We start from the raw sequence: 21,206 nt of genomic DNA on the forward strand, positions 1-21,206 counted from the left end.
AACCCGGCGTCCTGCCGGGTTACCCACTGCGCAAAACCTGCGTTCGGCCAGCGTGGTTTAACGGGGCCTCTTAGATCAAGATCAAAAGCCAGATCAAGATCAACAGATCGCGAGGCAAGCTCGCTCCTACCGAATGGTGTTTCAGGCTTGGGCTGCTTCTTTCTGTTTGTGCGCGCTGTGCAGCACTTCGATCAAGCAGTCTTCAAGCTCAAAACGCTCGTCGAGCAAGGCGCCGAGTGTTTTGAATTCGCTCGCGAGTTTATCGCAATCCGGGCGATGCGCTTTGCCGTCGCAGTGGTCGTTAAAGGCTAACGCTGCTTCGGTAATGACGTTGATTCGGGGGTAGATGGTCTCTGCCAAAGCAAGCCCGCGTTCATCATTGAACGCTTTCGCTTCCTCGTTGAGCTGCTCATAAATTTCGAAGTGGCCTGCAGAAACGTAATCAACCAGCAGTTGGCAGAACTCTTTTTGAGGCCCGCGCTTGGGGTTGCGCTGCTGATCAATGACAGCCGCATAAGCGCTCACAAGCTTACTGCGCTCATGCAACCAGCGGTCTACCAACTGGTGAACACCGTTGAAGCGTTCCTGAGCACTCTTACATCTTTCGAGCATGATGATCTCTCTTCCCTAGTGGGCCCATGCCACCCGACTGAGCCGGGCCTGTGTGGACCAAAACCTGTGCAGATACACCGGCAATGGGCGACATAACTCCAACAATGCGTGCGGGCCAGATTATGCCCGCCAAGCAACTGCTTCAAGGTACGCACGAGAGAAAGTTCATACAAGCGTTTAATACGAAGTGCTACTTCTGGTCGCAGGACAGGGCTTTTTACCCGGTAAAAAATAGCGCACCCACTGGAACAGACTCAGCGCCGCCAAACCGGCAAACGCCAGCATGCTCAGTTCGGGGATGCTCAGGTCAAAGAGTGTCCACTGGATATGCGCGCAGGCTTCGGTCCCGCGGTAGACCGATGTAAACAGATCGCCCAGTGACAGGTTGTTCCACAGATGCGCCAAATCGGGCTGACAAATCATCAACTGCTGCGCCGGTAACCGCTGGGACAACACCTGGCGGGTCGCACTGGCCAGCCCCGCCAGGGCCAGCAACATACTGACCAATGAATACACCAGCACGCCGATAGCGCGCGGCGCATGGACAAAGGCGATCAGGTTGACCGCACAAAAAGCCAGTAACAGATAGCGTTGCACCAGGCAGAGCAAACAGGGGCTTAGTCCGGGCCCGTACTCCAGATACAGAGAGGCGCCCAGCACCGCAGCACTGGCAACCAACGCCAAAAGGAATATGAAACGTGAGCAGGCCAACAACATGGCTTTTCCGTAACAAAATTGACAGGCGGGTACGGTAGAGGAAAGCCAATAGCCCTTTCAAGGCCAGCCAATACGGATACTTCCGTAAGCTTGTAGGGAATCACCAACAACTGCTGAAAGGCTTTAGTGCAGGCAACGTACGAAATTTCTTAGCCGGCCTAAAATCCGGTTCCCCCCTGTGAAAACGGCCGATGACAGTTCCCACAGGGGTGTTTACAAAACGCTCTATTGCGGTAAGGGCAGCGCCAGCAAACGTTCATCCAGCAAGTTCAGGCCTTCCTGAAACAACTGATTGCTGCGCGCCGTATCACCCAGCTGGGCCAAGAGCCGTGCTAGCTCTGCGCAGGTTTCTGGGTTGCGCTCAAGCTTGAGGCTGCTTTCGAAGTAGTCCCGCGCCTTGCCCCACAGGCTGTTCTGCAAGCACAGGCGGCCCAGGGTCAGCAGCAAGCTGGCATCCGCCGGGTGCGCCTTGAGCCACCCTTCTGCGGTCTGCAATTGCTTGACCGGGTCGCTACCACGCAACAAGCCATACAGGCGCACCAAGTGGCTGTCGTACGTGCGCTTGAGCGCACCGCGCACCACTTCTTCGGCCTCGGACTGTGCGCCCAGGCGGCGCAATTGCTCGGCATAAGCCAATACAAGGGTGGGCTCCTGACGCTGTGCCGAGGTCAGTTGCTGCCAGGCCAGGGTCAACGATTGCAGCCCCGCCTCGCCGCCCGTGTCGCGCTGCGCCGCCAGGCCAAGGTTTTGCCCCCAGGCGCGGCGTTCAAGCTCAGCCAGTTCCTGGGCAGGCAAGACTTTGTCTTTACGCAACTCAGGCAGCAGGCGGATCAGGGCCGACCAGTCGCCGCGCTGCTGGTGCAGGCGCTGAAGCTGGCGCAGCACCTGCACGTTATGCGGATGGCGTTCGTGCATGGCTTGCAAGGTGTTGAGGGCACCTTCGGTATCGGCGCGATCAACTTGCAGCTGCGCATGGTTGAGGGCAATCGCCAGTTCGGCCTGGGGCTGACGTTCAAGGGCGCGCTCAAGCAGGCTGTCGCTCTCTTCGTAACGGCCCAGCTCGTTGGCCGCACGCGCGGCACCGAGGTAGAACAGCAGCGGTTGGCGCTCGGCTTCTGCGGCGCGGGTCAGGTGCTTTTGCGCGCTGGCCCAGCGGCCCTCGGCAAGGTCCATCTGGCCTTGTTCGATCGCCAGTTGAATACGACGGCTGCGGTTACGCCGTGACCACGGGTTGACCAGGCCAGTCGAGACGCTGAACAGCTCAACCAACAGCTTGATGCCCCAGATCACCAGCCACAGGATCACCAGCACAGCCAGAGACGCCCACAGGCTGGATTCGTAGCGGAAGTTTTTGTAAGCCACCAGCACGTAGCCTGCGTCCTCGGAGATTGCCAGGCCGACGCACGCAGCGGCCGCAATCAACAAGAACACAATCACATACAGACGCTTCATGGGCGGGCCTCCTCGGCCGGTTTGGCAGCCGCACGACCCGGTTCGTCAGCCTCAACATGCCGACGCTCAAGGTAGGCCTGCATCGCACTCAGGGTGCCCGCCAGGTCCGGCGTCTTGACCGTGACCGGCTGTTTGCTCAGCTCAACCACTTGCTCCAGCATTTTTTTGCTTTGCGCGTTGTCCTGGTTGAAGTTGCCTTTGAGCACCTCTTGCGCCTGCGCCAAGGCCTGGGTGTAGACCAAGGCCTGGCCGTTAAGCGCAGCCCACTGCGCTTGCTCCAGCGCCAGGCTCAAGGCCAGACGCACTTGGGTCAGGCTTTGCCCTGCCAGCAACGGCCGCACGTTTTTGTCGGCATTGAAGTCGATACGGATGTAATGGGAGATTTCATCCCACCATTGCTCCCAGCGGCTTGCCCCGTCGCCATCGGCGGTCAGGCCCAGCAATGAATCACCGGAGTCCTTGAACTCGGGCGCCAGCGCGGTGAGTTGCGACACTTGATCACGCAAGGCCGCCAACTGCAGGAACACACCCGTGCGGTCTGGCTGTTCGACGCTGCGCAAGGCGGCGAGGCTCTTGGCCAATTGCTCGCGGGCAGCGAACGAACCCGGATCATTCTGCTCGCGCAAAATGTCATCGGCGCCCTGCACCAACGCCTGAGCACTGCTGATGTCTTGCAGCGCTGACAAGCGCAGGCTGGCCAGACGCAACAAGTGCTCGGCCTCGGCCAGGCGCCAGTCTTTGCGGCTCGCCCCCAGCACGGTCTCAAGGCGTTGATTCAAGCGTTGCTGATCGCCTTGCAGTTGCACCACCAACTGACGCTGGTTATCCAGATCGTTGGCCGAAGGCAACTGGTTGAGCCGCGTCAGCAGTTGCTGCTCACTTTGTTTGATCGACAGCGTTTGTGCGCCCAGCGCCTGCACTTCTGCCAACTGCTCGGCAGTGCTGGCTTCCAGATGGCGCATCTGCCACACCGCCCAACCGCCGACCGCGATGCCGGCAGCGCCGAGCAACAGCGCGAAGGCGGCCAGACCATTGCCCCGGCGCTCAGGCTTGATGACAGGTTTTTCAACCGGCGCTTCTGGCGCGGGCTGCACGTGTTCTTTTGGCAAGACTGTTTCGCTCACGTATCCATCCTTTGCGTTAGAAAGCAGGTACGGGATGTGCCCGTAGCGCCGCCAGCAAAGCCGTAGCGCTCGCGCCACGGCAATCCACAACGTTTTTGGCCCCGGCATCGCGCGCAATCTGCGCAACGCGAGGGCTTGGAACAAACAATGTCATACCGCTCAGTTGGGGCCAGGCATCACCTGCCAACTGCTGCAAATGTTCAAACCCCTGTCCACTGCTGACCACCAGCGCGTTCAGGCGTTCCGCTTTTATGCGTTCAAGCAGTGTGTGAGCCGGGTAAGACGGCAGCGTCCGGCGATACAGTTCGAGGTAATCGACCTGCGCGCCCAGCTGGCGCAGGCGCTCGGCGAGCATTTCCCGCCCGCCCTCGCCGCGCACGATCAGCACCTTGGGCTCGCTGCACGTCACCGCTTGGGTAAACGCGGGCAACGCCAGCAAGGCCTCGCTGTCATCTGCGGATAAAGGGTAGCTAACATCCAGGCCATGCTCGGCGAGAATCTGCGCAGTGGCGGCACCCACACTGAACCACGGCTGCGCAGGCGCTTGCGGCCAATACTGGCTGACCCACTGCACGCCCAGGCGCGCAGCGGGCTTGCTGACCACAATGACCGCGCAATAGCGGTCCAGGTGGGCGACCATCTCGCGCTGGCTTGCGCTCAATGCTAGCGGTTCGATGGCCAGCAGCGGCAAGCGGCTGCTGAACACACCCACAGTGGCCAGCTCGTTCGCGAGTGCTGCCGACTCCTCAGCGGGTCGGGTCAGCAGCAGGCGCCAGCCTGTCACTCGTGACCCGCCTCGCCGTAGACTGCTTTAAGAATCTCACCGGCGCCTTGTGCCAGCAGGTCTTCGGCGACCTGCACACCCAACGCTGTCGCCGCACTGTGCGGGGCACGTGCGTCGGCGCTCAGCAATGTGCCACCGGCGGGCTCACCGACCAGGCCACGCAGCCAGATCTGCTCGCCTTCCAGCACGGCATAGCAGGCGATGGGTACTTGGCAGCCGCCATTGAGGTGTTTGTTGAGCGCGCGTTCAGCGGTCACGCGCACTGCCGTGTCGGCATGGTGCAGCGGCGCCAGCAACGCGTGAATTTCGTGGTCAGCGCTGCGGCATTCAATGCCCACGGCGCCCTGCCCACCGGCTGGCAGGCTGTCTTCGACACTGATCGCCGAGGTGATGCGGTCTTCAAAGCCCAAGCGGATCAGGCCCGCAGCGGCGAGGATGATGGCGTCGTATTCACCGGCGTCGAGCTTGGCCAGACGCGTGTTGACGTTGCCGCGCAGAAAGCGGATTTCGAGGTCTGGCCGACGGGTCAGCAACTGAGCCTGACGGCGCAGGCTCGATGTGCCGACCACACTGCCGGCCGGCAAGGCTTCGAGGCTGGCAAAGGTATTGGAGACAAAAGCGTCACGCGGGTCTTCGCGCTCGCAAATGCAGAACAGACCGAGGCCTTCAGGGAAGTCCATCGGCACGTCCTTCATGGAGTGCACGGCGATGTCAGCTTCGTTTTCGAGCAGGGCGGTTTCCAGCTCTTTGACGAACAGACCCTTGCCGCCGATTTTCGACAGCGGCGAGTCCAGCAGCTTGTCGCCACGGCTGACCATCGGCACCAGCGTCACCACAAGACCTGGGTGAGCCTGCTCTAAACGGGCTTTGACGTATTCGGCCTGCCACAGAGCCAGGGCGCTTTTACGGGTAGCGATGCGGATTTCGCGAGAGGACATGGATCAATCCGTACTGAAAAGATACGGCTGATAATAACAGCTCAGCCAAAACAGCTTTGACTTGTATCAGAAAGTACGTGGCCGTTTAAGCCAGGAGCAGGCCATCCGTTATAGGAGGGCGAATAAATACCGCGTGGGAGCGGGCTTGCTCGCGATGGCATCGACCCTATGATTCAGGCATACCGCGCCGCCTGAATCGCGAGCAAGCCCGCTCCCACCACAATGACCATTTGCCGTGTCAGAGCTGCTGCATCATTTTGCGCACGCCCGCCACGTGGCGGCGGCTCACAATCAGTGCATCGCCATTGAGCCCCTTGAGGAACAACTGAAAGTGCCCCAGCGGGGTACGTTGCAGGCGTTCGATACGGTCACGCGCCACCAGCGCGTTGCGGTGGATACGCACAAAGCGTTCACCGAATTCGTCTTCGAGGGCTTTGAGGGGCTCATCGAGCAACACTTCGCCGCCCTCGTGACGCAAGGTCACGTATTTATGGTCAGCGATGAAATAAATCACTTTGTCGATAGGGATGAGTTCAATGCCTTTTCGGGTTCTGGCACTGATGTGGCTGCGCGGCCCGCTGCCCGTTTGCGCGGCAGGCCGAGTCAGGGCCGCCAGTTGCACACGGTTAGGCCGGTGCGCGTCTTTCAAGGCCGCAGTAAGGGCCTCGGCGCTGACCGGCTTGAGCACATAGCTCACACCGCTGTCTTGCAGGGCCTGAACAGAGAACTCGTCAGGCGCTACGCAAAACACCACGGCGGGTGGCAATTCGCGCTCGCATAATTTGGCAGCGACCTGCAAACCGTCGAGGCCCGGCATCTGGATGTCGAGAAGTACGACATCAGGCTTCAGGCTTTCGATCAGGCTCAGAGCCTCTTCGCCATGAGTAGCGGCGGGCTCCAGCGGCGTATAACCCCCAACAGCATTGAGCAAACGGCTCATGTGCTCTCGGGCCAAGGTTTCGTCATCAACGATCAGGACATTCATATAGCGCTGTATTCCTGCGTGAGTCTCGCACAAGGATAGCGTAGACAGGTGAAGTGACGGCTGTCACAGCGATCCACGCTAAGACTAGCGTGAAGGCCAAAAAGTGCCGCAAGTCGCACAGCAAAATTCACCTGTGTCTGTTGCTCGATTTAATACCGGATGCGTCCAACAAGCTACAAAGACCTGCAAAGACTGCTCCATACGACCAACTGTAGACGGTTGCCAAGACGAATGGGGGCAATCTATACAATTCGTTTCGGTATTTTGTTTATACCTCAAATCCGTTAAAACCTGCCGACCTGCGTCAACGCCTTGAATGGCAACCCTGTTATGATCCGCAGTAACTTTTTATGTACTCCCCCTCAGCCGATTACGAGCGAATCCATGAGCACCGACAAGACCAATCAGTCCTGGGGCGGCCGCTTCAGTGAACCCGTCGACGCCTTCGTTGCGCGCTTCACTGCCTCGGTCACTTTCGACCAGCGCCTTTATCGCCACGACATCATGGGCTCCGTGGCCCACGCCACCATGCTGGCCAAGGTCGGTGTGCTGACCGATGCAGAGCGCGACAGCATCATCGACGGTTTGAAAACCATCCAGAGCGAAATCGAGGCCGGCACTTTTGACTGGCGCGTCGACCTGGAAGACGTGCACATGAACATCGAAGCGCGCCTGACAGACCGCATCGGCGTGACCGGTAAAAAGCTGCACACCGGGCGTAGCCGTAACGACCAGGTCGCCACCGATATTCGCCTGTGGCTGCGCGATGAAATCGACCTCATCCTGGCTGAAATCACACGCCTGCAAAAAGGCCTGCTGGAGCAAGCCGAGCGCGAAGCCGAGACCATCATGCCGGGCTTTACGCACCTGCAAACCGCTCAGCCGGTGACCTTCGGGCATCACATGCTGGCCTGGTTCGAGATGCTCAGCCGCGACTACGAGCGCCTGGTCGACTGCCGCAAACGCACCAACCGCATGCCATTGGGCAGCGCCGCACTGGCAGGCACCACCTACCCGATCGACCGTGAGCTGACCGCGCAACTGCTGGGCTTTGACGCCGTGGGCGGCAACTCGCTGGACAACGTCTCGGATCGCGATTTCGCCATCGAATTCTGCGCCGCCGCGAGCATTGCGATGATGCACCTGTCGCGCTTCTCCGAAGAGCTGGTGCTGTGGACCAGCGCGCAGTTCCAGTTCATTGATCTGCCTGACCGTTTCTGCACCGGCAGCTCGATCATGCCGCAAAAGAAAAACCCCGACGTGCCAGAGCTGGTACGTGGCAAAAGCGGCCGCGTGTTCGGTGCCCTGATGGGCCTGCTGACCCTGATGAAAGGCCAGCCATTGGCCTACAACAAGGACAACCAGGAAGACAAAGAGCCGCTGTTCGATGCCGCCGACACCCTGCGTGACTCGCTGCGAGCGTTTGCTGACATGATCCCGGCGATCAAGCCCAAGCACGCGATCATGCGTGAAGCGGCGCTGCGCGGTTTCTCGACAGCAACTGACCTGGCCGACTACCTGGTGCGCCGTGGCCTGCCGTTCCGTGACTGCCACGAAATCGTTGGCCATGCTGTGAAATACGGCGTGAAAACCGGCAAAGACCTGGCCGAAATGAGCCTGGAAGAACTGCGCCAGTTCAGCGATCAGATTGATGACGACGTGTTTGCCGTGTTGACCCTGGAAGGTTCGGTCAACGCCCGTAATCACATCGGCGGCACAGCGCCGGCCCAGGTGAAAGCGGCAGTGGTTCGCGGCAAGGCCTTGCTGGCCAGCCGTTAAACACAGCGTCTGTAGGAGCGAGCTTGTCTCGCGATCTTTTTAAGGTCAAAAGATCGCGAGGCAAGCTCGCTCCTACAGGTTTACTTCTTGCTGCTAATCCACGCCAAAAACTGCGGCATTGCTGCGTCTTTGTCTGCCGCGATGCGTTTAACGTGCAGGTTTTGCTCAAGGTGCTCCAGCAGCGCCTTGGCGCCTGGCAACTCGGCCAGCAGGTCGAGGCCGAAGACTTTCTTGCCCACACCACAGGCCAGGGTGACGCTGTACAGGAAGTAAATGTCCGCCACGCTCAGGGTGTCGCCCGCAACATAGGGTGCGAATTTTGCCTGACGCGCCAGCGACGCAATGCCGTGCAGCAACTCAGCCTTGGCTTTGGTCTTGATCGCCTCAGGGACTTGCGTGCCGAAGAACGCTTCGGCGTAGCACGCACGGGCGGGCAACTCGATGTACAACTCGATTTCTTTGGCGATGGCCAAGACTTGGGCACGCTCAAAGGGATCGGTCGGCAGCAGTTTGGGGCCCGGCTGGGTCTGCTCGATGTAGTCGAGGATCACGCTGGTTTCGTTGACGTAGCCCTGCTCGACGCCCAAGACCGGCACTTTGCCGCAAGGGCTGACCACCAGCGCCTCTGGGGTTTTGCCAGCAAAAAACGCGACCTCTTCAAACGGCAGGCCCTTTTCCAGCAGCGCCAGCTTGACCATGTTGTAGTAGTTACTGACGGCGAATCCATAAAGCTTGAGCATCACAAAGCCTCCAGGCCACGTTGGGGTTGGCAGCAGCTGTTATAGAGCTTCGCCGCTAAGCTGACCAGCAGCATCATTGTGCTGAATACCGCTAAACTGCCGGCCTTACCTTAAGGAGCCTGCCCATGAGCGAGCCAACTGATATCGACAACGACGAAGAAGAATTCGCCGAATCCACCCTGACCCAGGCGATTGAAAACCAGATCGAAAGCGACAACCCGCCCGCGGCCAAGGCCACCCTCAATAAGCTGACCCTGGTCGGTTACGAGCGCGATGAGATTTTGAACTTGATGGCCCACGTACTGGCCATCGAGATCGACGCGATGCTCGACGAGGACCGCGCCTTCAACACCGAGTGGTACGAAGCAGCCCTTCGCGCACTGCCTGAGCTACCACCCGAGAAAGCCTGAGGCAGCGCTCAGGTGCGAATAGCGGGCGCCCGCTGCCAATCCAGTTCGCTGGCAGGCACCGGGCGGCCAAACCAGTAGCCCTGGCCCAGATCGCACTTGAAGTCGAGCAGGAACTGCGCCTGCTCGATCTGCTCGATACCTTCGGCGTGCACCTGCAAGCCCATGCTTTGGGACAGGGCAATGACCGCGCGCACAATCGCCACGTCGTCATTGTCTTCCGGCAAGCCTGCGACAAAACCCTGATCAATTTTGAGTTTCTGCACAGGCAATTGCTTGAGACGCAACAGCGATGAAAAGCCGGTGCCGAAGTCATCAATGGCCAGTCGCAACCCCAGCGCACGCAGACGATGCATCTGCTCCAGCGCCCCTTCAGAGTCTTCCATCACCGCGCTTTCAGTGACTTCCAGCTCCAGCAGGGCCGGGTCCAGGCCGCTGTCGGTCAACACGGTGGACACCAGCGTGTAGAGCTCCGGGCGGGCAAACAGGCGGCTGGAGATATTCACCGCCACGAACGACAAATGCACCCCGGCCGATTGCCACTGGCACATCTGCCAACAGGCTTGCTCCAGCACCCAGGCGTCAATTTCTGCAATCAGGCCGGTGCGTTCAGCGATAGGGATAAACTCCCCCGGAGGCACCAGCCCCCGCAGCGGGTGCTCCCAGCGCACCAAGGCTTCTACCCCGATCAGGCGGCTGGTTTTCAGGTCATGCACCGGCTGGTAATACACCCGCAGCTCTTGCTGCTCGAGCGCCCGGCGCAAGTCGCTGGCCACCTCGATCCGGTTAAGCGCGTGCACGGTCAGTTCTTCGGTGTACAGCGCGTAGCCTTCGCGGCCCGCACTTTTGGCCTTGAACAGCGCCGAGTCGGCATTGCGCAGCAGTTGCTCGGCGTTCAGCGCATCGCCGGGGAACACACTGATGCCCACACTGGCGCTCACAAACAGTTGATGGCTAGTGACCTCAAACGCTGCTTTCATAGCCTCCAGCACATGCTGCGCCAGCACCTCGGCGCGGCTCGCATTTGAGCAATTTTCGATCAGCACGGCGAACTCGTCGCCGCCCAGCCGGGCCACCGTGTAGCCTTTTCCGAAAACGCGCTGTAAACGCCCGCTGACCGCCTTGAGCAACAGGTCGCCGACGTTATGTCCCAGGCTGTCGTTAATAATTTTGAAATGATCAAGGTCGATCATCAGCAGCGCGCAGCCTGTCTTGTGGCGCTGCGCAGAGGTCAAGGCTTGCTCGGTACGGTCGGTGAACAGCAAGCGGTTGGGCAGGTCGGTGAGCGGGTCATGGTGGACCAGCCGCGCCAGGTCTGTTTGAGATTTTTTAATCGCCGAAATGTCGGTGAACACCGCGACATAGTGGGTGAGCTGGCCTTTGTCGTCGGTGATGGCCCGCACGGTTTGCCACTGCGGGTAGATTTCACCGTTTTTGCGCCGGTTCCAGATCTCGCCGTGCCAGTCGCCGGTTTCTTGCAAGGACTTGAAAACACCCTGATAAAACTCAAGGTCATGGTGACCGGACTTGAACATGTTGGGCCGTTTGCCCAGCACTTCTTCGACCGTATATCCGGTGATTTCAACCAGCGCCCGATTCACATGCACAATTGCACCCGTGCGGTCAGTGACCAGCACCCCTTCACGGGTGCAGTCAAACACCGCTGCCGCTTGGCGCAGACGCTCGCGATCCTCGCGTTGGCGCTTCAAGCTGGTGCTGCCGCCGAGAAAACCCAACAGTTGGGAGCGGGCGACAAAGATCAGCACGGCGCTGACAAACACCCACACATAGCCATTGATGAGCTGCCAGTGCGCCAACTGCGCCGAATCGTCAAAAAAACTGCTCAAAAAATGATCAGTTATTTGCAGCCAGACTACCGATAACAACCCGTAAAGCAGGGCTGCACGCAAGGCATTGCGAGAAGAAACCGACATGAGAAAGTTATAACGCCTACAAAAAAATGGGAATTATAGAGTAAGAAACATCCAGCCACTCTTATCTCAAAGGGCGACTGGTTTTAAATGGCTGCATGGTGATAATGCGTGTTGCAATTTATTTCATCTTCCCGAGGGCCAAACAGCCTATGTGGTACAACGGTTTTCTTGACTTGTCAGCCTGGCAACTGGTTGCAGTCACCCTGTTGATGACCCACGTGACCATTATCGGTGTCACGGTTTATCTTCACCGCTACTCAGCTCACCGCTCACTTGAACTCAACGGTGGCCTGAAACACTTCTTCCGCTTCTGGCTGTGGCTGACCACCGCGCAGAACACCCGCGAGTGGACGGCCATCCACCGCAAACACCACGCAAAATGTGAAACCGCCGATGACCCGCACAGCCCGGTCGTCAAAGGGTTATCGACCGTTTTGCGAAAAGGTGCAGAGCTGTATCGCGAAGAAGCACAGAATCCTGAAACGCTGCGTATTTACGGCAAAAACTGCCCTGAAGACTGGATCGAGCGCAATCTTTATTCGCGTTACAAGCTGCTGGGCATTGCCTTGATGCTGGTGATTGACTTGCTGCTGTTCGGCGCCATCGGCCTGACCATCTGGGCCGTGCAGATGATGTGGATTCCGGTGTGGGCTGCGGGCGTGGTCAACGGTTTGGGCCACGCGGTCGGTTATCGTAACTTTGAGTGCCGCGATGCCGCGACCAATCTGGTGCCGTGGGGCATCCTCATTGGTGGCGAAGAGCTGCACAACAACCACCACACCTACCCCAACTCGGCCAAGCTGTCGGTCAAGAAGTGGGAGTTCGACCTGGGGTGGGCGTGGATCAAAGTGTTCAGCTTTTTGCGTCTGGCCAAGGTTCAGCGGGTTGCGCCTATCGCCCACCGGGTCGAAGGCAAAGGCAGCCTGGACATGGACACCGCGATGGCGATCCTCAACAACCGGTTCCAGATCATGGCGCAGTACCGCAAGCTGGTGATCGCGCCCTTGGTGCAGCAAGAACTGGCCAAGGTCGATCACTCGGTTCGCCACCAGTTCCGTCGGGCCAAGCGCCTGCTGTCGCGTGAAACCAGCCTGCTGGAAGAGCGCCATCACCAGCGTATCGAAACCCTGCTGGAGCACAGCCAATCGCTCAAAGTGATCTATGAAAAGCGTCTGGCACTGCAACAGATCTGGATCAAGACCAGCACCAATGGTCACGACATGCTGGCGGCGATCAAGGAATGGGTCCATGAGGCGGAAGCCAGCGGGATTCATTCGTTGCGTGAATTTGCCAAACAGCTGAAAACCTACTCGCTGCGCCCTGCGGCGGTTTAAGAGCGACTAACGCTGTAGTCGCTGACGAAGCATGAGGCTGCGATGGGTTGCGAAGCGACCCAAAACAGCGGTCCTGCGGCCCGCATCGCAGCCTTCGTGCCTCGTCAGCGCCTACAGAGTTGCAAGGGTTAGACGGTGCTTTGCACCTTGCTCATCAGGCGTGACAGTTCTGCCGTGCCTACCCGCAGCAAACGCGCGGTCTTGCTGCTGGCCAGCGCATCCAGGCCTTCTTCTGATTCCAGCACCGCCAACTGCCCGGCCAGGTTCATGACCAGCGCCTCTCGCGAGTACACCCCGCCTCCCAGGTGATACACCGCCGCGATCAACTCGCGCAGCTCCAGCGGCAAGCGCCAGCGTGTGCGCAACGCAGAGCCGTAGGCGGCCCCAAACTCGGCCAGGGACTTGTCAATCACCTGCGTGTCCAGCTCGCCCCCCGCCTGCTGCCATTCTTGCAAACAGCGCAGCACCGCCAGATCACCCAGGCGGTACAGCAAACCCGCGCAGTAGCAGCGCTGCTGATCGAGGTTGAGCATGCCTGCCAAGGTGCGACCGTACTCTGCCGCGCGCAACGACACCGCCCACTGGTGCTCGGCGTAATCGGCCAGACGCGGGTCGTTCAGTTGCGCGCTGTGCTTGAGCGTCAGCCCTTGCACCAGGTTCATGCTTTGCGCCGGGCCCAGCCGCTGCAAGGCGTGGGTCAGCGTCTGGGCGGGCCGCGCAAGGTGCTGCGCAGCGCTATTGGCCGCGGCAATCAGCACGGCGGTAATTTGCGGGTCTTTGCACACTTCATCTTCCAGCGCCGCAAGGTTGAGGCCGTCAGGGCTGAGGCTGCGCTTGACCGCTGCCCGCGCATCGATCCATAGCGGCGCGCCATCCGAGGACGCCCGGCGCTGTGTCAGAAAACGTTTAAGGGTCATGCCGGGCGCCAGTGACGGCACGTCACACAGCACCTCTTGCCCCGCGCTCAGTAACAGCCCCTGCAGACGCTTGGTCAGACCGCTCAGGTCCAGTGGTTTAGTCAGGTAGGCGGTGGGCGCCAGCGGCAAGGCTTCGCGCACGCTGGCGCTGTCATTGCGGCTGCTGACTAAAATAAACGGCAAGGCCGGGCTGCGACGACGTTGGCGCACACTGCGCAACACATCCAGCCCGCTGACACCGGGCAGGTCCCGGTCTGAAATCACCAGGTCATAACTTTTTTGGCTCAGCAGCAAGAGTGCCTGCTGCCCTTCACCGCACACATCCAACTGCGCGTCACACCGAACACTCAGCACCACTTGCTTGAGTAGATCCCGGGACCACGGATCGGCCTCGGCAATCAATACGCTCGGTACAACGGATAAATCTACAACGGCCATTCAATCTGCTCCCAGCGCAATGCCTGCACCTTAGACAATGGCAACGCATGGATACAGAAAAATCACATGCCTGAATCGCTTAAACCAAAAAAAACCGCCGAAGCGGTTTTTTTTGTCTATCGAGTCACACCTTCACAGAGGGCTTACGCCAGCTCAGCAAAGCACTCTTCGATAATGGCCAGGCCTTTGTCCAGCAGTTCGTCTGGAGCGGTCAACGGCACCAGAACACGCAGAACGTTACCGTACGGGCCGCACGACAGCAGGATCAGACCTTTCTCACGCGCTTTAGCAACTACTTGAGCCACGGCTGCTGCGTTTGGCTTGTGTGCGTCGCCGCCTTCGAACAGCTCGACTGCGATCATGGCGCCCAGCGCACGAACGTCGCCGATCACCGGGTACTTGGCCTGGATAGCCTTGAGGCCAGACACCAGATGCTCGCCCACTGCCTTGGAGCGGTCCAGCAGGTGCTCTTCTTCAAACACCTCCAGCACAGCCAGTGCCGCCGCACACGCGATCGGGCTACCGGCGTAGGTGCCGCCCAGGCCGCCTGGAGCGATGGCGTCCATCAGCTCGGCCTTGCCGCACACGCCCGCCAGCGGGAAGCCGCCAGCGATGGATTTAGCGAAGGTGGTCAGGTCAGCTGCAACACCCATTTGTTCCATGGCGAAGAAGGTGCCGGTACGACCCGCGCCTGTTTGTACTTCGTCAGCGATCAGCAGGATGCCGTGCTTGTCGCACAGCTCACGCAGGCGAGCCATGAACGCTTTCGGCGCCACGTAGAAACCACCTTCGCCCTGAACTGGCTCGATGATGATGGCAGCGATGTCTTTAGGCTCGGCATCGTTTTTGAAGATGCGTTCGATGCTGGCGATGGAGTCGTCAACGCTGATGCCATGCAGCTCGCATGGGTAAAGAGCGCGGAAGATACCGCCTGGCATCAGGCCCATGCCGGCCGAGTAAGGCACGACTTTACCGGTCAGGCCCAGGGTCATCATGGTACGGCCGTGGTAAGCGCCGGTGAACGCGATCACGCCAGCACGGCCAGTGGCTGCGCGGGCAACCTTGATGGCGTTTTCAACGGCTTCCGAACCGGTGGTCACCAGCAGGGTCTTCTTGTCGAAGTTGCCTGGGACCTTAGCGTTGATTTTTTCGCACAGCTCTACGTACGGCTCGTAAGCCAGTACCTGGAAGCAAGTGTGGGTCAGCTTGGTCAGTTGCTCTTGCACGGCGGCAATGATTTTCGGGTGCAGGTGACCGGTGTTCAGTACCGCGATACCGCCCGCGAAGTCGATGAATTCACGACCTTCAACGTCGGTTACGGTCGCGTTTTTTGCCGACTCGGCAAAAATCGGGTGGATCTGGCCAACGCCGCGAGGGACAGCGGCTTCACGGCGTTTCATCAAAGATGCGTTGGTCTTGTTGCTCATGGTGTTCCTCATTCGCCGTTTATCTAACGGCGTGGTTCAAGGCTGACGCGCCTGGGTAGCACCGATGCCAGCATGCGATGATCGACTGGCATGGCGCGCCCGGCCACAAAAATTAACAGTTTGAAACACAGAGGGAGCATCGCTCTCGTGCCCCTTCTGCTGAACCACCCGCCGAGTTAAATACTCAGGCAGAGATATTTGATTTCCAGGTAGTCTTCGATGCCGTACTTGGAGCCTTCACGGCCCAGGCCCGACGCCTTGATGCCGCCAAATGGCGCGACTTCGTTGGAAATGAGACCGGTGTTAACGCCGACCATGCCGTATTCCAGTGCTTCTGCAACACGGAAAACGCGGCTCATGTCACGCGCATAGAAGTACGACGCCAGACCGAACTCGGTGTCGTTGGCCATCTCGATCACTTCGGCTTCGTCTTTGAAACGGAACAGCGGTGCCAGCGGGCCGAAGGTTTCTTCTTTGGCCACGGCAGCGTTTTTCGGCACGTTGACCAGAATGGTCGGCTCAAAGAAGCTGCCTTCCAGGCTGTTGCCGCCTGCCAGCAAGGTAGCGCCTTTGCTCAGTGCATCCGCGATGTGTTCTTTGACTTTGGCCACCGCCTTGTCATCGATCAGCGGGCCGGTGGTGGTGCCTTCTTCCAGACCGTTACCGATTTTGAGCTTGGCCACAGCCACTTTGAGTTTTTCAGCGAACGCGTCGTACACGCCGTCCTGAATGTACAGACGGTTGGCGCACACGCAGGTCTGACCGTTGTTGCGGTACTTGGAGATGATCGCGCCTTCGACGGCCTTATCCAGGTCAGCGTCGTCAAACACGATGAACGGCGCGTTGCCGCCCAGCTCCAGAGAAACTTTTTTGATATCCTTGGCGCATTCGGCCATCAGTTGGCGACCGATTTCGGTCGAACCGGTGAAGGACAGCTTGCGCACGATCGGGTTGCTGGTCAGCTCGCCGCCGATGTCGCCAGCGCTGCCTGTCACAACGCTCAACACGCCTTTTGGAATGCCGGCACGGTGCGCCAGCTCAACCAGTGCCAACGCGGAGAACGGGGTTTGCGAAGCGGGCTTGATCACCATGGTGCAACCTGCGGCGAGTGCCGGGCCTGCTTTACGGGTGATCATGGCGGCCGGGAAGTTCCACGGCGTAATGGCAGCGGTCACACCGATCGGTTGTTTGATCACGATCAGGCGCTTGTCAGGCTGGTGGCCTGGGATCACGTCGCCATAGACGCGCTTGGCTTCTTCAGCGAACCACTCGATGAACGAAGCGGCGTAAGCGATTTCGCCCTTGGCTTCGGCCAGTGGCTTGCCTTGCTCCAGGGTCATGAGACGGCCCAGGTCGTCCTGGTTTTCAATCAACAGCTCAAACCAGCGACGCAGTTTGCCTGCACGCTCTTTGGCGGTCAGTGCACGCCAGGCTGGCAACGCCTTGTCTGCGGCTTCAATCGCACGACGGGTTTCAGCCGCGCCCATTTTTGGCACGGAACCGATGATTTCGCCCGTGGCCGGGTTGTTAACCTTGATCGTCTGACCACCGTCCGCATCGACCCAAGCGCCATCGATATAGGCTTGTTGGCGGAACAGTTGTGCGTCTTTGAGCTGCATGTTGGCTTTCCTTAACAGCACCGCGCAGAGGCGGGGCGAATTATTGATAGAAGAAAGGCGCCATAGAAGGCTGCCGTCAGGAAGTCATTCACTGCCAAAGTACTTGGATAGCGCACAAAGAATAAGCCGTGCGATTCAGCACTCAGACAAGAGCGTTTGAAATCTCAAACGAATCCTAGGGTCAACAGGGGTAAAGGACAATAGGCTGTTCGAAAAAAAGAACAAACGGCCTGATTTCACCCTTTTCTCACCTAGTCCTCATTAATACCCCATAACGCACAAAGAAACACCCGACGAATCAGCGGCATGGACGGGCGACACGCAGATGAGTATCATGGCGCCCGCGTTGCACCAGTAGCTCAGCTGGATAGAGTACTGCCCTCCGAAGGCAGGGGTCGTGGGTTCGAATCCCGCCTGGTGCACCATCTTTCTTTGATTGATCGTTTTTTAAGAAAACGATTCTTCAATCCGCTTCAAATCCTGCGTACCCCAAAACCTCAATCATCTGCACTTGAAGTGGCCGATGAGTGCTGCCTGAAAAACTCGTTTCTGCCCAGCTTCCTTGCACATGCCCTTCTTATCGCTGCCAGACGGGCTCAGCACGCAGTGCGAATGTCTAGAAATGTCTAGCTAATGGGTGTTAGACATTTGCCTTCATTCATTTAGAGCGCCCCTAATTCATTGATTTATAGAGCATAAAAGCCATGCTCTGGGCTGGCTGAGAACCTGCCGAATGTCTAGTAGCTCGGCTCATTCGTCTAAATCTATCTTTTCAATCAAATGAGTTTTCGCCATACCACCGGGCATTCTTTGCCTGCGCCCAAAACAGCTCAGGGCCCTGCAAAACGTCTAACCATCAGACTTTAGACATTTGCCAAAGCTTACCCTTGGGTTCGATAACCCCTTGTTTCTTCAAGGCTTGCAGCAGGTTCTTGATCTTATGGGCTTTCTGCTGACTGTTTAAAACATCCGGCAGTTTGTCTACGAGCAGCTTATCGATATCCGCGCGTTTGGCCGTGCCGAACTTCTCGATCAACTGACTGATCAAGCGCTTGTAATGCTCATCATCGAAGCCACGATTGAGGATGTACTGCGCCTTGTCATCGCTATGCCGCGCAACTTGGACGGAGATATGGAAATTAGGTTTTCGGCCCTCGATCAGCCCCAGCGCCTTGAGGTGACGAACCTGCGTATCACTCAGTGATTTCTGCTTCTGCACGCGGTCCAGCAGGATGATGTCATCCAGCGCGAGGTTGGGCAGCTCGGCCAGCTTGCGTGCATAACTGATATTCAAAACACGCCCAGTGATTGTCACCTGCACACGGTTTTGCTCCAGTTGGTATTCCGGCAGCGGGAAGAAACGGTTCTTCTGGATCATGAACATCTTGCGGATGCCGCTGCCGATGGTGTCGATCATGTTCAAGTTGACCATGGCATCGGTAAGGAAACGGTTGCGGTAGCGACTTTCCGGCGCATCGGCCTGGATCACCTGCTCGACCGATCCGGGAATAAAAGCACCGGGGTTACTAAAGCACAGCCGGCCGTCTTCGAACTCCACCACCGAGACCTTGCCACCCAGCTCATAATCTTGGTGGGCAATAGCATTATTCAGGGCCTCGCGAATGATAAAAGGGTCGTACTGGTCGACCTCCTCGGGGAACAGCGAGCCTTCCGACATATAGCGGTATTTCAGGTTACGGATCTTGCGGTAAAGCTCATCGGCGCTGACCAGCAGCGGGCAGGAAAAGTGCTGATAGTCGCGCTCCAGGCCGTCGCGGTCCTTGAGAATCCAGCTCAAGGTGGGCGACGCAGGATTAACTCTGTGCGCTGCCTCCGGCTTACCCAGTAGCAAAATAGCGGTACGGGTAATGCTCCCCTGAATGGTCAGCTTGGCCTTATTGAGAAATGCCTCGTCGCTCCAAGTTGGCAGCTCAGCCGCCCTCTTGGGGTGCTTGGTAGCGTATTCGCGGCGAGCCAGAGCGATAGCCTCGGTGCTCAAATCATCCAGACTTGCGCCGGGACAAATGCCCGCACTCCAGTCTTGCAGACGATTCTGACCACGGATGCGTTCTATCTCATCAAGCGACAACGGCCCGAGAGATTCGCCGTCGCGCCCATAGTAATGCCCTTCCCACGTCACCGGCAGACCTTGAGGGGCAGCAGGAATCTCGAGCAACAACACGCGACCATCTGCATGTTGAACGGTGTAAATGTCGATAAAAGTGAGCCGCTGGCTGACCTTGTCGGCCACTTCCTTCTTTAGCGACTGCAGATCTTTGAACACCAAGCGAAACTGGGTGCCTACTACACGCTGATTATCCTTTACGCCAAACACCAGCCAGGCACTGTGCACGCCCTTCAGGTTGGCCTCGTTACTCAGGGCGCAGAAGTATTTACCGAGCTTGGCGAAGTCATAGCCGTTCTTGGCCTCCTTAAACTCCACCACTTCACTTTCACCGTTGCCCTCAAGCAAACGCTGCAGTTGCTGCTGGGCATCCATCACGCCACCTCCCTGTCCGGAGCACCGCCTCCACCACGCCCAGCACCCGGACCTGGTCGATAACTGAGCGATTGTTTACGAGTCAAGGAACGCATCTTAACCAATGCAGCCGCGCTTTGGGCGGTAGAGATAAAGCAAAGGGTTTCCCGTCCCCTTCTGGACTTGGTTACGGCGCGTGCTTGCATTTAGAGGCACTCAGCAACGATCAAAATGCCTATACAGCATTGCCCTCCAAAGGCAGGGGTCGTGGGTTCGAATCCCGCCTGGGCGCCATCTTTTCTTTGTATTGAGTCTTTCTACGGCTCAGCCGCCTCAACCCCCGAATCGGCCACTTCCAACACCCCCCCTTCCTTGTCAGCCGGAGCCGGTAGCTCCAGGACGTTTGTGCGCGTCAGGTACGGTACTTTGCCGGAAGGCACCAGGGTGGCGGCGGCTTCCAGGTGGATGTCTTGATCGTCGAAGAAGATGTGCGGGTTGAAGGCGGTGAGTACTTTGGCTTTTCCGACGCCGCCGAGGAAGAAGGCTTCGTCGACGTAGACGCCCCAGGCGCGCAGGGTGTTGATGACGCGCATTTCTGAGGGTGAGTTGCGCGCGGTCACGATTGCGATTCGGATGGGGGAGTCTTTGCTGCCGGTGGGCAGGCGTTCTTGCAGGCTGGCCAGTTTTTTTAACAGGCTGGCGTAGGGCCCTTCTTCCATGGGGGTGTGTTGCAGCGCATCTTCTTGCGCCTGGAAGGCGACCAAACCTTTGGTTTTGTAGACCAGTTCGCTGGCGTCGGAGAACAGGACAGCGTCGCCGTCGAAGGCGATGCGCACTTGGCCTTCGGGAATTTGCGGGGCGTTGGCCGGGGGGGCGGTGAGGATCGCTGCGGCGCATTGTCTGGAGTCGATGACCTTTTGCGCATCTTCGACGTTGGTGGTCAAAAACAGGTCCACATCGAAGGCGTCGATGTAATCGGCCACTGACTCGCCGCCGGTGAAGGCCGAGCGGGTGATTGCCAGTTGGTCGTGACGAATGGTTTTGAGCACGCGGATGCCGGTGTCCGGGCTGTTGCGGGACATGACCACCACTTCGACCAGCGGCGCTTGGTCGTCGCTTTTGCGATGCCGGTTCAGGTCCAGCAGGGCTTTGACCAGGTAGTACCCCGTGCCGGGCTTCAGCAGTTCGTTTTCACGCTCTTGCATGTAGCGGCGGTAGTTGGGGATCGCGCTCTCAGGGTCGGTTTCGAGGCCGTCCTTGAACATTTGGTCAGATTCGCTCATGTCGAACAGCGCGGTAGCGGAAATACCGACGACCAAGGTGTTGCTCAAATCAAATGCCATGGGGACTTCCTTTATGCCGCTGCGCGCTTGCTGAGGCTGCGAGGATAGTCGATTTAGTGCTGTTCATCTGTAGGAGCGAGCTTGTCTCGCGATCTTTTGATCGTTTAAAAGATCGCGAGACAAGCTCGCTCCTACAGGGTCGTGGGGGGTTTGAGGTCGTGCAGGCACAGGTCGTCG

17 protein-coding genes, 2 tRNA genes and 1 pseudogene are annotated in these 21,206 nt (G+C 58.6%); 5 read left to right on the forward strand and 15 right to left on the reverse strand.

The genetic code is table 11. The annotated features are described in order from the left end of the window. Positions 1-141: 141 nt before the first annotated feature. The 8 genes and pseudogenes from rsd to QMX84_RS17705 form a co-directional block, all read right to left on the reverse strand. Positions 142-612: a sigma D regulator gene (gene rsd / locus QMX84_RS17670; protein ID WP_123750962.1), complete on the reverse strand. Its 471-nt coding sequence runs from the start codon at positions 610-612 to the stop codon at positions 142-144. Between the two features lie 177 nt (positions 613-789). After that, positions 790-1,329 (reverse strand): disulfide bond formation protein B, encoded by a 540-nt coding sequence (locus tag QMX84_RS17675; RefSeq protein ID WP_282364410.1) that lies wholly within the window; start codon positions 1,327-1,329, stop codon positions 790-792. A 225-nt stretch (positions 1,330-1,554) separates the two neighbouring features. Further along, positions 1,555-2,781, reverse strand: a complete 1,227-nt coding sequence (locus QMX84_RS17680) for a heme biosynthesis protein HemY (RefSeq protein ID WP_048366910.1) — start codon at positions 2,779-2,781, stop codon at positions 1,555-1,557. Then, a complete protein-coding gene (locus QMX84_RS17685) occupies positions 2,778-3,905 on the reverse strand; it encodes a uroporphyrinogen-III C-methyltransferase (RefSeq protein ID WP_282364411.1) in 1,128 nt (375 codons plus the stop codon). Before QMX84_RS17685 ends, QMX84_RS17680 begins: the two co-directional genes overlap by 4 nt. 16 nt (positions 3,906-3,921) lie before the next feature. Beyond that, the gene (locus QMX84_RS17690) at positions 3,922-4,689 is read right to left on the reverse strand and encodes a uroporphyrinogen-III synthase (RefSeq protein ID WP_282364412.1); all 768 of its coding nucleotides are present in this window, start codon (positions 4,687-4,689) and stop codon (positions 3,922-3,924) included. Continuing rightward, positions 4,686-5,627 (reverse strand): hydroxymethylbilane synthase, encoded by a 942-nt coding sequence (gene hemC, locus QMX84_RS17695; protein WP_262126085.1) that lies wholly within the window; start codon positions 5,625-5,627, stop codon positions 4,686-4,688. The genes QMX84_RS17690 and hemC overlap by 4 nt, the downstream gene beginning before the upstream one ends. A 238-nt stretch (positions 5,628-5,865) precedes the next feature. Then, complete coding sequence (locus tag QMX84_RS17700) at positions 5,866-6,612, reverse strand: LytTR family DNA-binding domain-containing protein (protein ID WP_262126084.1); 747 nt, start codon at positions 6,610-6,612, stop codon at positions 5,866-5,868. Then, a pseudogene (locus tag QMX84_RS17705) lies at positions 6,609-6,728 on the reverse strand (sensor histidine kinase); the annotation flags it as partial. The pseudogene QMX84_RS17705 and the gene QMX84_RS17700, both read right to left, overlap by 4 nt. Positions 6,729-6,996: 268 nt before the next feature. Here QMX84_RS17705 and argH point away from each other — a divergent pair. Continuing rightward, the gene (gene argH, locus QMX84_RS17710) at positions 6,997-8,391 is read left to right on the forward strand and encodes an argininosuccinate lyase (protein ID WP_282364413.1); all 1,395 of its coding nucleotides are present in this window, start codon (positions 6,997-6,999) and stop codon (positions 8,389-8,391) included. Between the two features lie 80 nt (positions 8,392-8,471). On the opposite strand, the gene QMX84_RS17715 is transcribed toward argH, so the two are convergent. Beyond that, complete coding sequence (locus tag QMX84_RS17715) at positions 8,472-9,131, reverse strand: glutathione S-transferase (protein ID WP_262126083.1); 660 nt, start codon at positions 9,129-9,131, stop codon at positions 8,472-8,474. A 125-nt stretch (positions 9,132-9,256) separates the two neighbouring features. Here QMX84_RS17715 and QMX84_RS17720 point away from each other — a divergent pair, with 125 nt between their 5' ends. Beyond that, a complete protein-coding gene (locus QMX84_RS17720) occupies positions 9,257-9,541 on the forward strand; it encodes a hypothetical protein (protein WP_282364414.1) in 285 nt (94 codons plus the stop codon). Positions 9,542-9,549: 8 nt separating this feature from the next. Here the strand turns inward: QMX84_RS17720 and dibA are convergent, their stop codons facing one another. Continuing rightward, positions 9,550-11,472: a phosphodiesterase DibA gene (gene dibA / locus QMX84_RS17725; RefSeq protein ID WP_282364415.1), complete on the reverse strand. Its 1,923-nt coding sequence runs from the start codon at positions 11,470-11,472 to the stop codon at positions 9,550-9,552. A 149-nt stretch (positions 11,473-11,621) separates the two neighbouring features. Between dibA and desA the strand changes: the two genes are divergently transcribed. Continuing rightward, a complete protein-coding gene (desA, locus tag QMX84_RS17730) occupies positions 11,622-12,806 on the forward strand; it encodes a delta-9 fatty acid desaturase DesA (RefSeq protein ID WP_262126097.1) in 1,185 nt (394 codons plus the stop codon). 128 nt (positions 12,807-12,934) lie between these two features. On the opposite strand, the gene QMX84_RS17735 is transcribed toward desA, so the two are convergent. From QMX84_RS17735 to gabD, 3 genes are all read right to left on the reverse strand, one after another. Further along, complete coding sequence (locus QMX84_RS17735) at positions 12,935-14,161, reverse strand: HDOD domain-containing protein (RefSeq protein ID WP_282364416.1); 1,227 nt, start codon at positions 14,159-14,161, stop codon at positions 12,935-12,937. Positions 14,162-14,304: 143 nt separating this feature from the next. Further along, positions 14,305-15,588, reverse strand: a complete 1,284-nt coding sequence (gene gabT / locus QMX84_RS17740; RefSeq protein ID WP_048366921.1) for a 4-aminobutyrate--2-oxoglutarate transaminase — start codon at positions 15,586-15,588, stop codon at positions 14,305-14,307. A 176-nt stretch (positions 15,589-15,764) separates the two neighbouring features. Beyond that, positions 15,765-17,207 carry an NADP-dependent succinate-semialdehyde dehydrogenase gene (gene gabD / locus QMX84_RS17745; RefSeq protein WP_282364417.1) on the reverse strand — a complete coding sequence of 481 codons (1,443 nt, stop codon included), beginning with the start codon at positions 17,205-17,207 and terminating at the stop codon, positions 15,765-15,767. Positions 17,208-17,555: 348 nt separating this feature from the next. Here gabD and QMX84_RS17750 point away from each other — a divergent pair. Further along, positions 17,556-17,632, forward strand: a tRNA-Arg gene (locus tag QMX84_RS17750). 431 nt (positions 17,633-18,063) lie between these two features. Here the strand turns inward: QMX84_RS17750 and QMX84_RS17755 are convergent. Beyond that, complete coding sequence (locus QMX84_RS17755; protein WP_282364418.1) at positions 18,064-19,707, reverse strand: RNA-binding domain-containing protein; 1,644 nt, start codon at positions 19,705-19,707, stop codon at positions 18,064-18,066. A 170-nt stretch (positions 19,708-19,877) separates the two neighbouring features. Between QMX84_RS17755 and QMX84_RS17760 the strand changes: the two genes are divergently transcribed. Further along, positions 19,878-19,980: transfer RNA gene (locus QMX84_RS17760), tRNA-Trp, on the forward strand. A 23-nt stretch (positions 19,981-20,003) separates the two neighbouring features. Here QMX84_RS17760 and QMX84_RS17765 read toward each other — a convergent pair. Beyond that, positions 20,004-21,029, reverse strand: a complete 1,026-nt coding sequence (locus QMX84_RS17765) for a 5'-nucleotidase (protein ID WP_282364419.1) — start codon at positions 21,027-21,029, stop codon at positions 20,004-20,006. Positions 21,030-21,206 lie beyond the last annotated feature (177 nt).

This window comes from Pseudomonas sp. PS01297, from assembly GCF_029959305.1.
Lineage (GTDB): Bacteria > Pseudomonadota > Gammaproteobacteria > Pseudomonadales > Pseudomonadaceae > Aquipseudomonas > Aquipseudomonas helleri.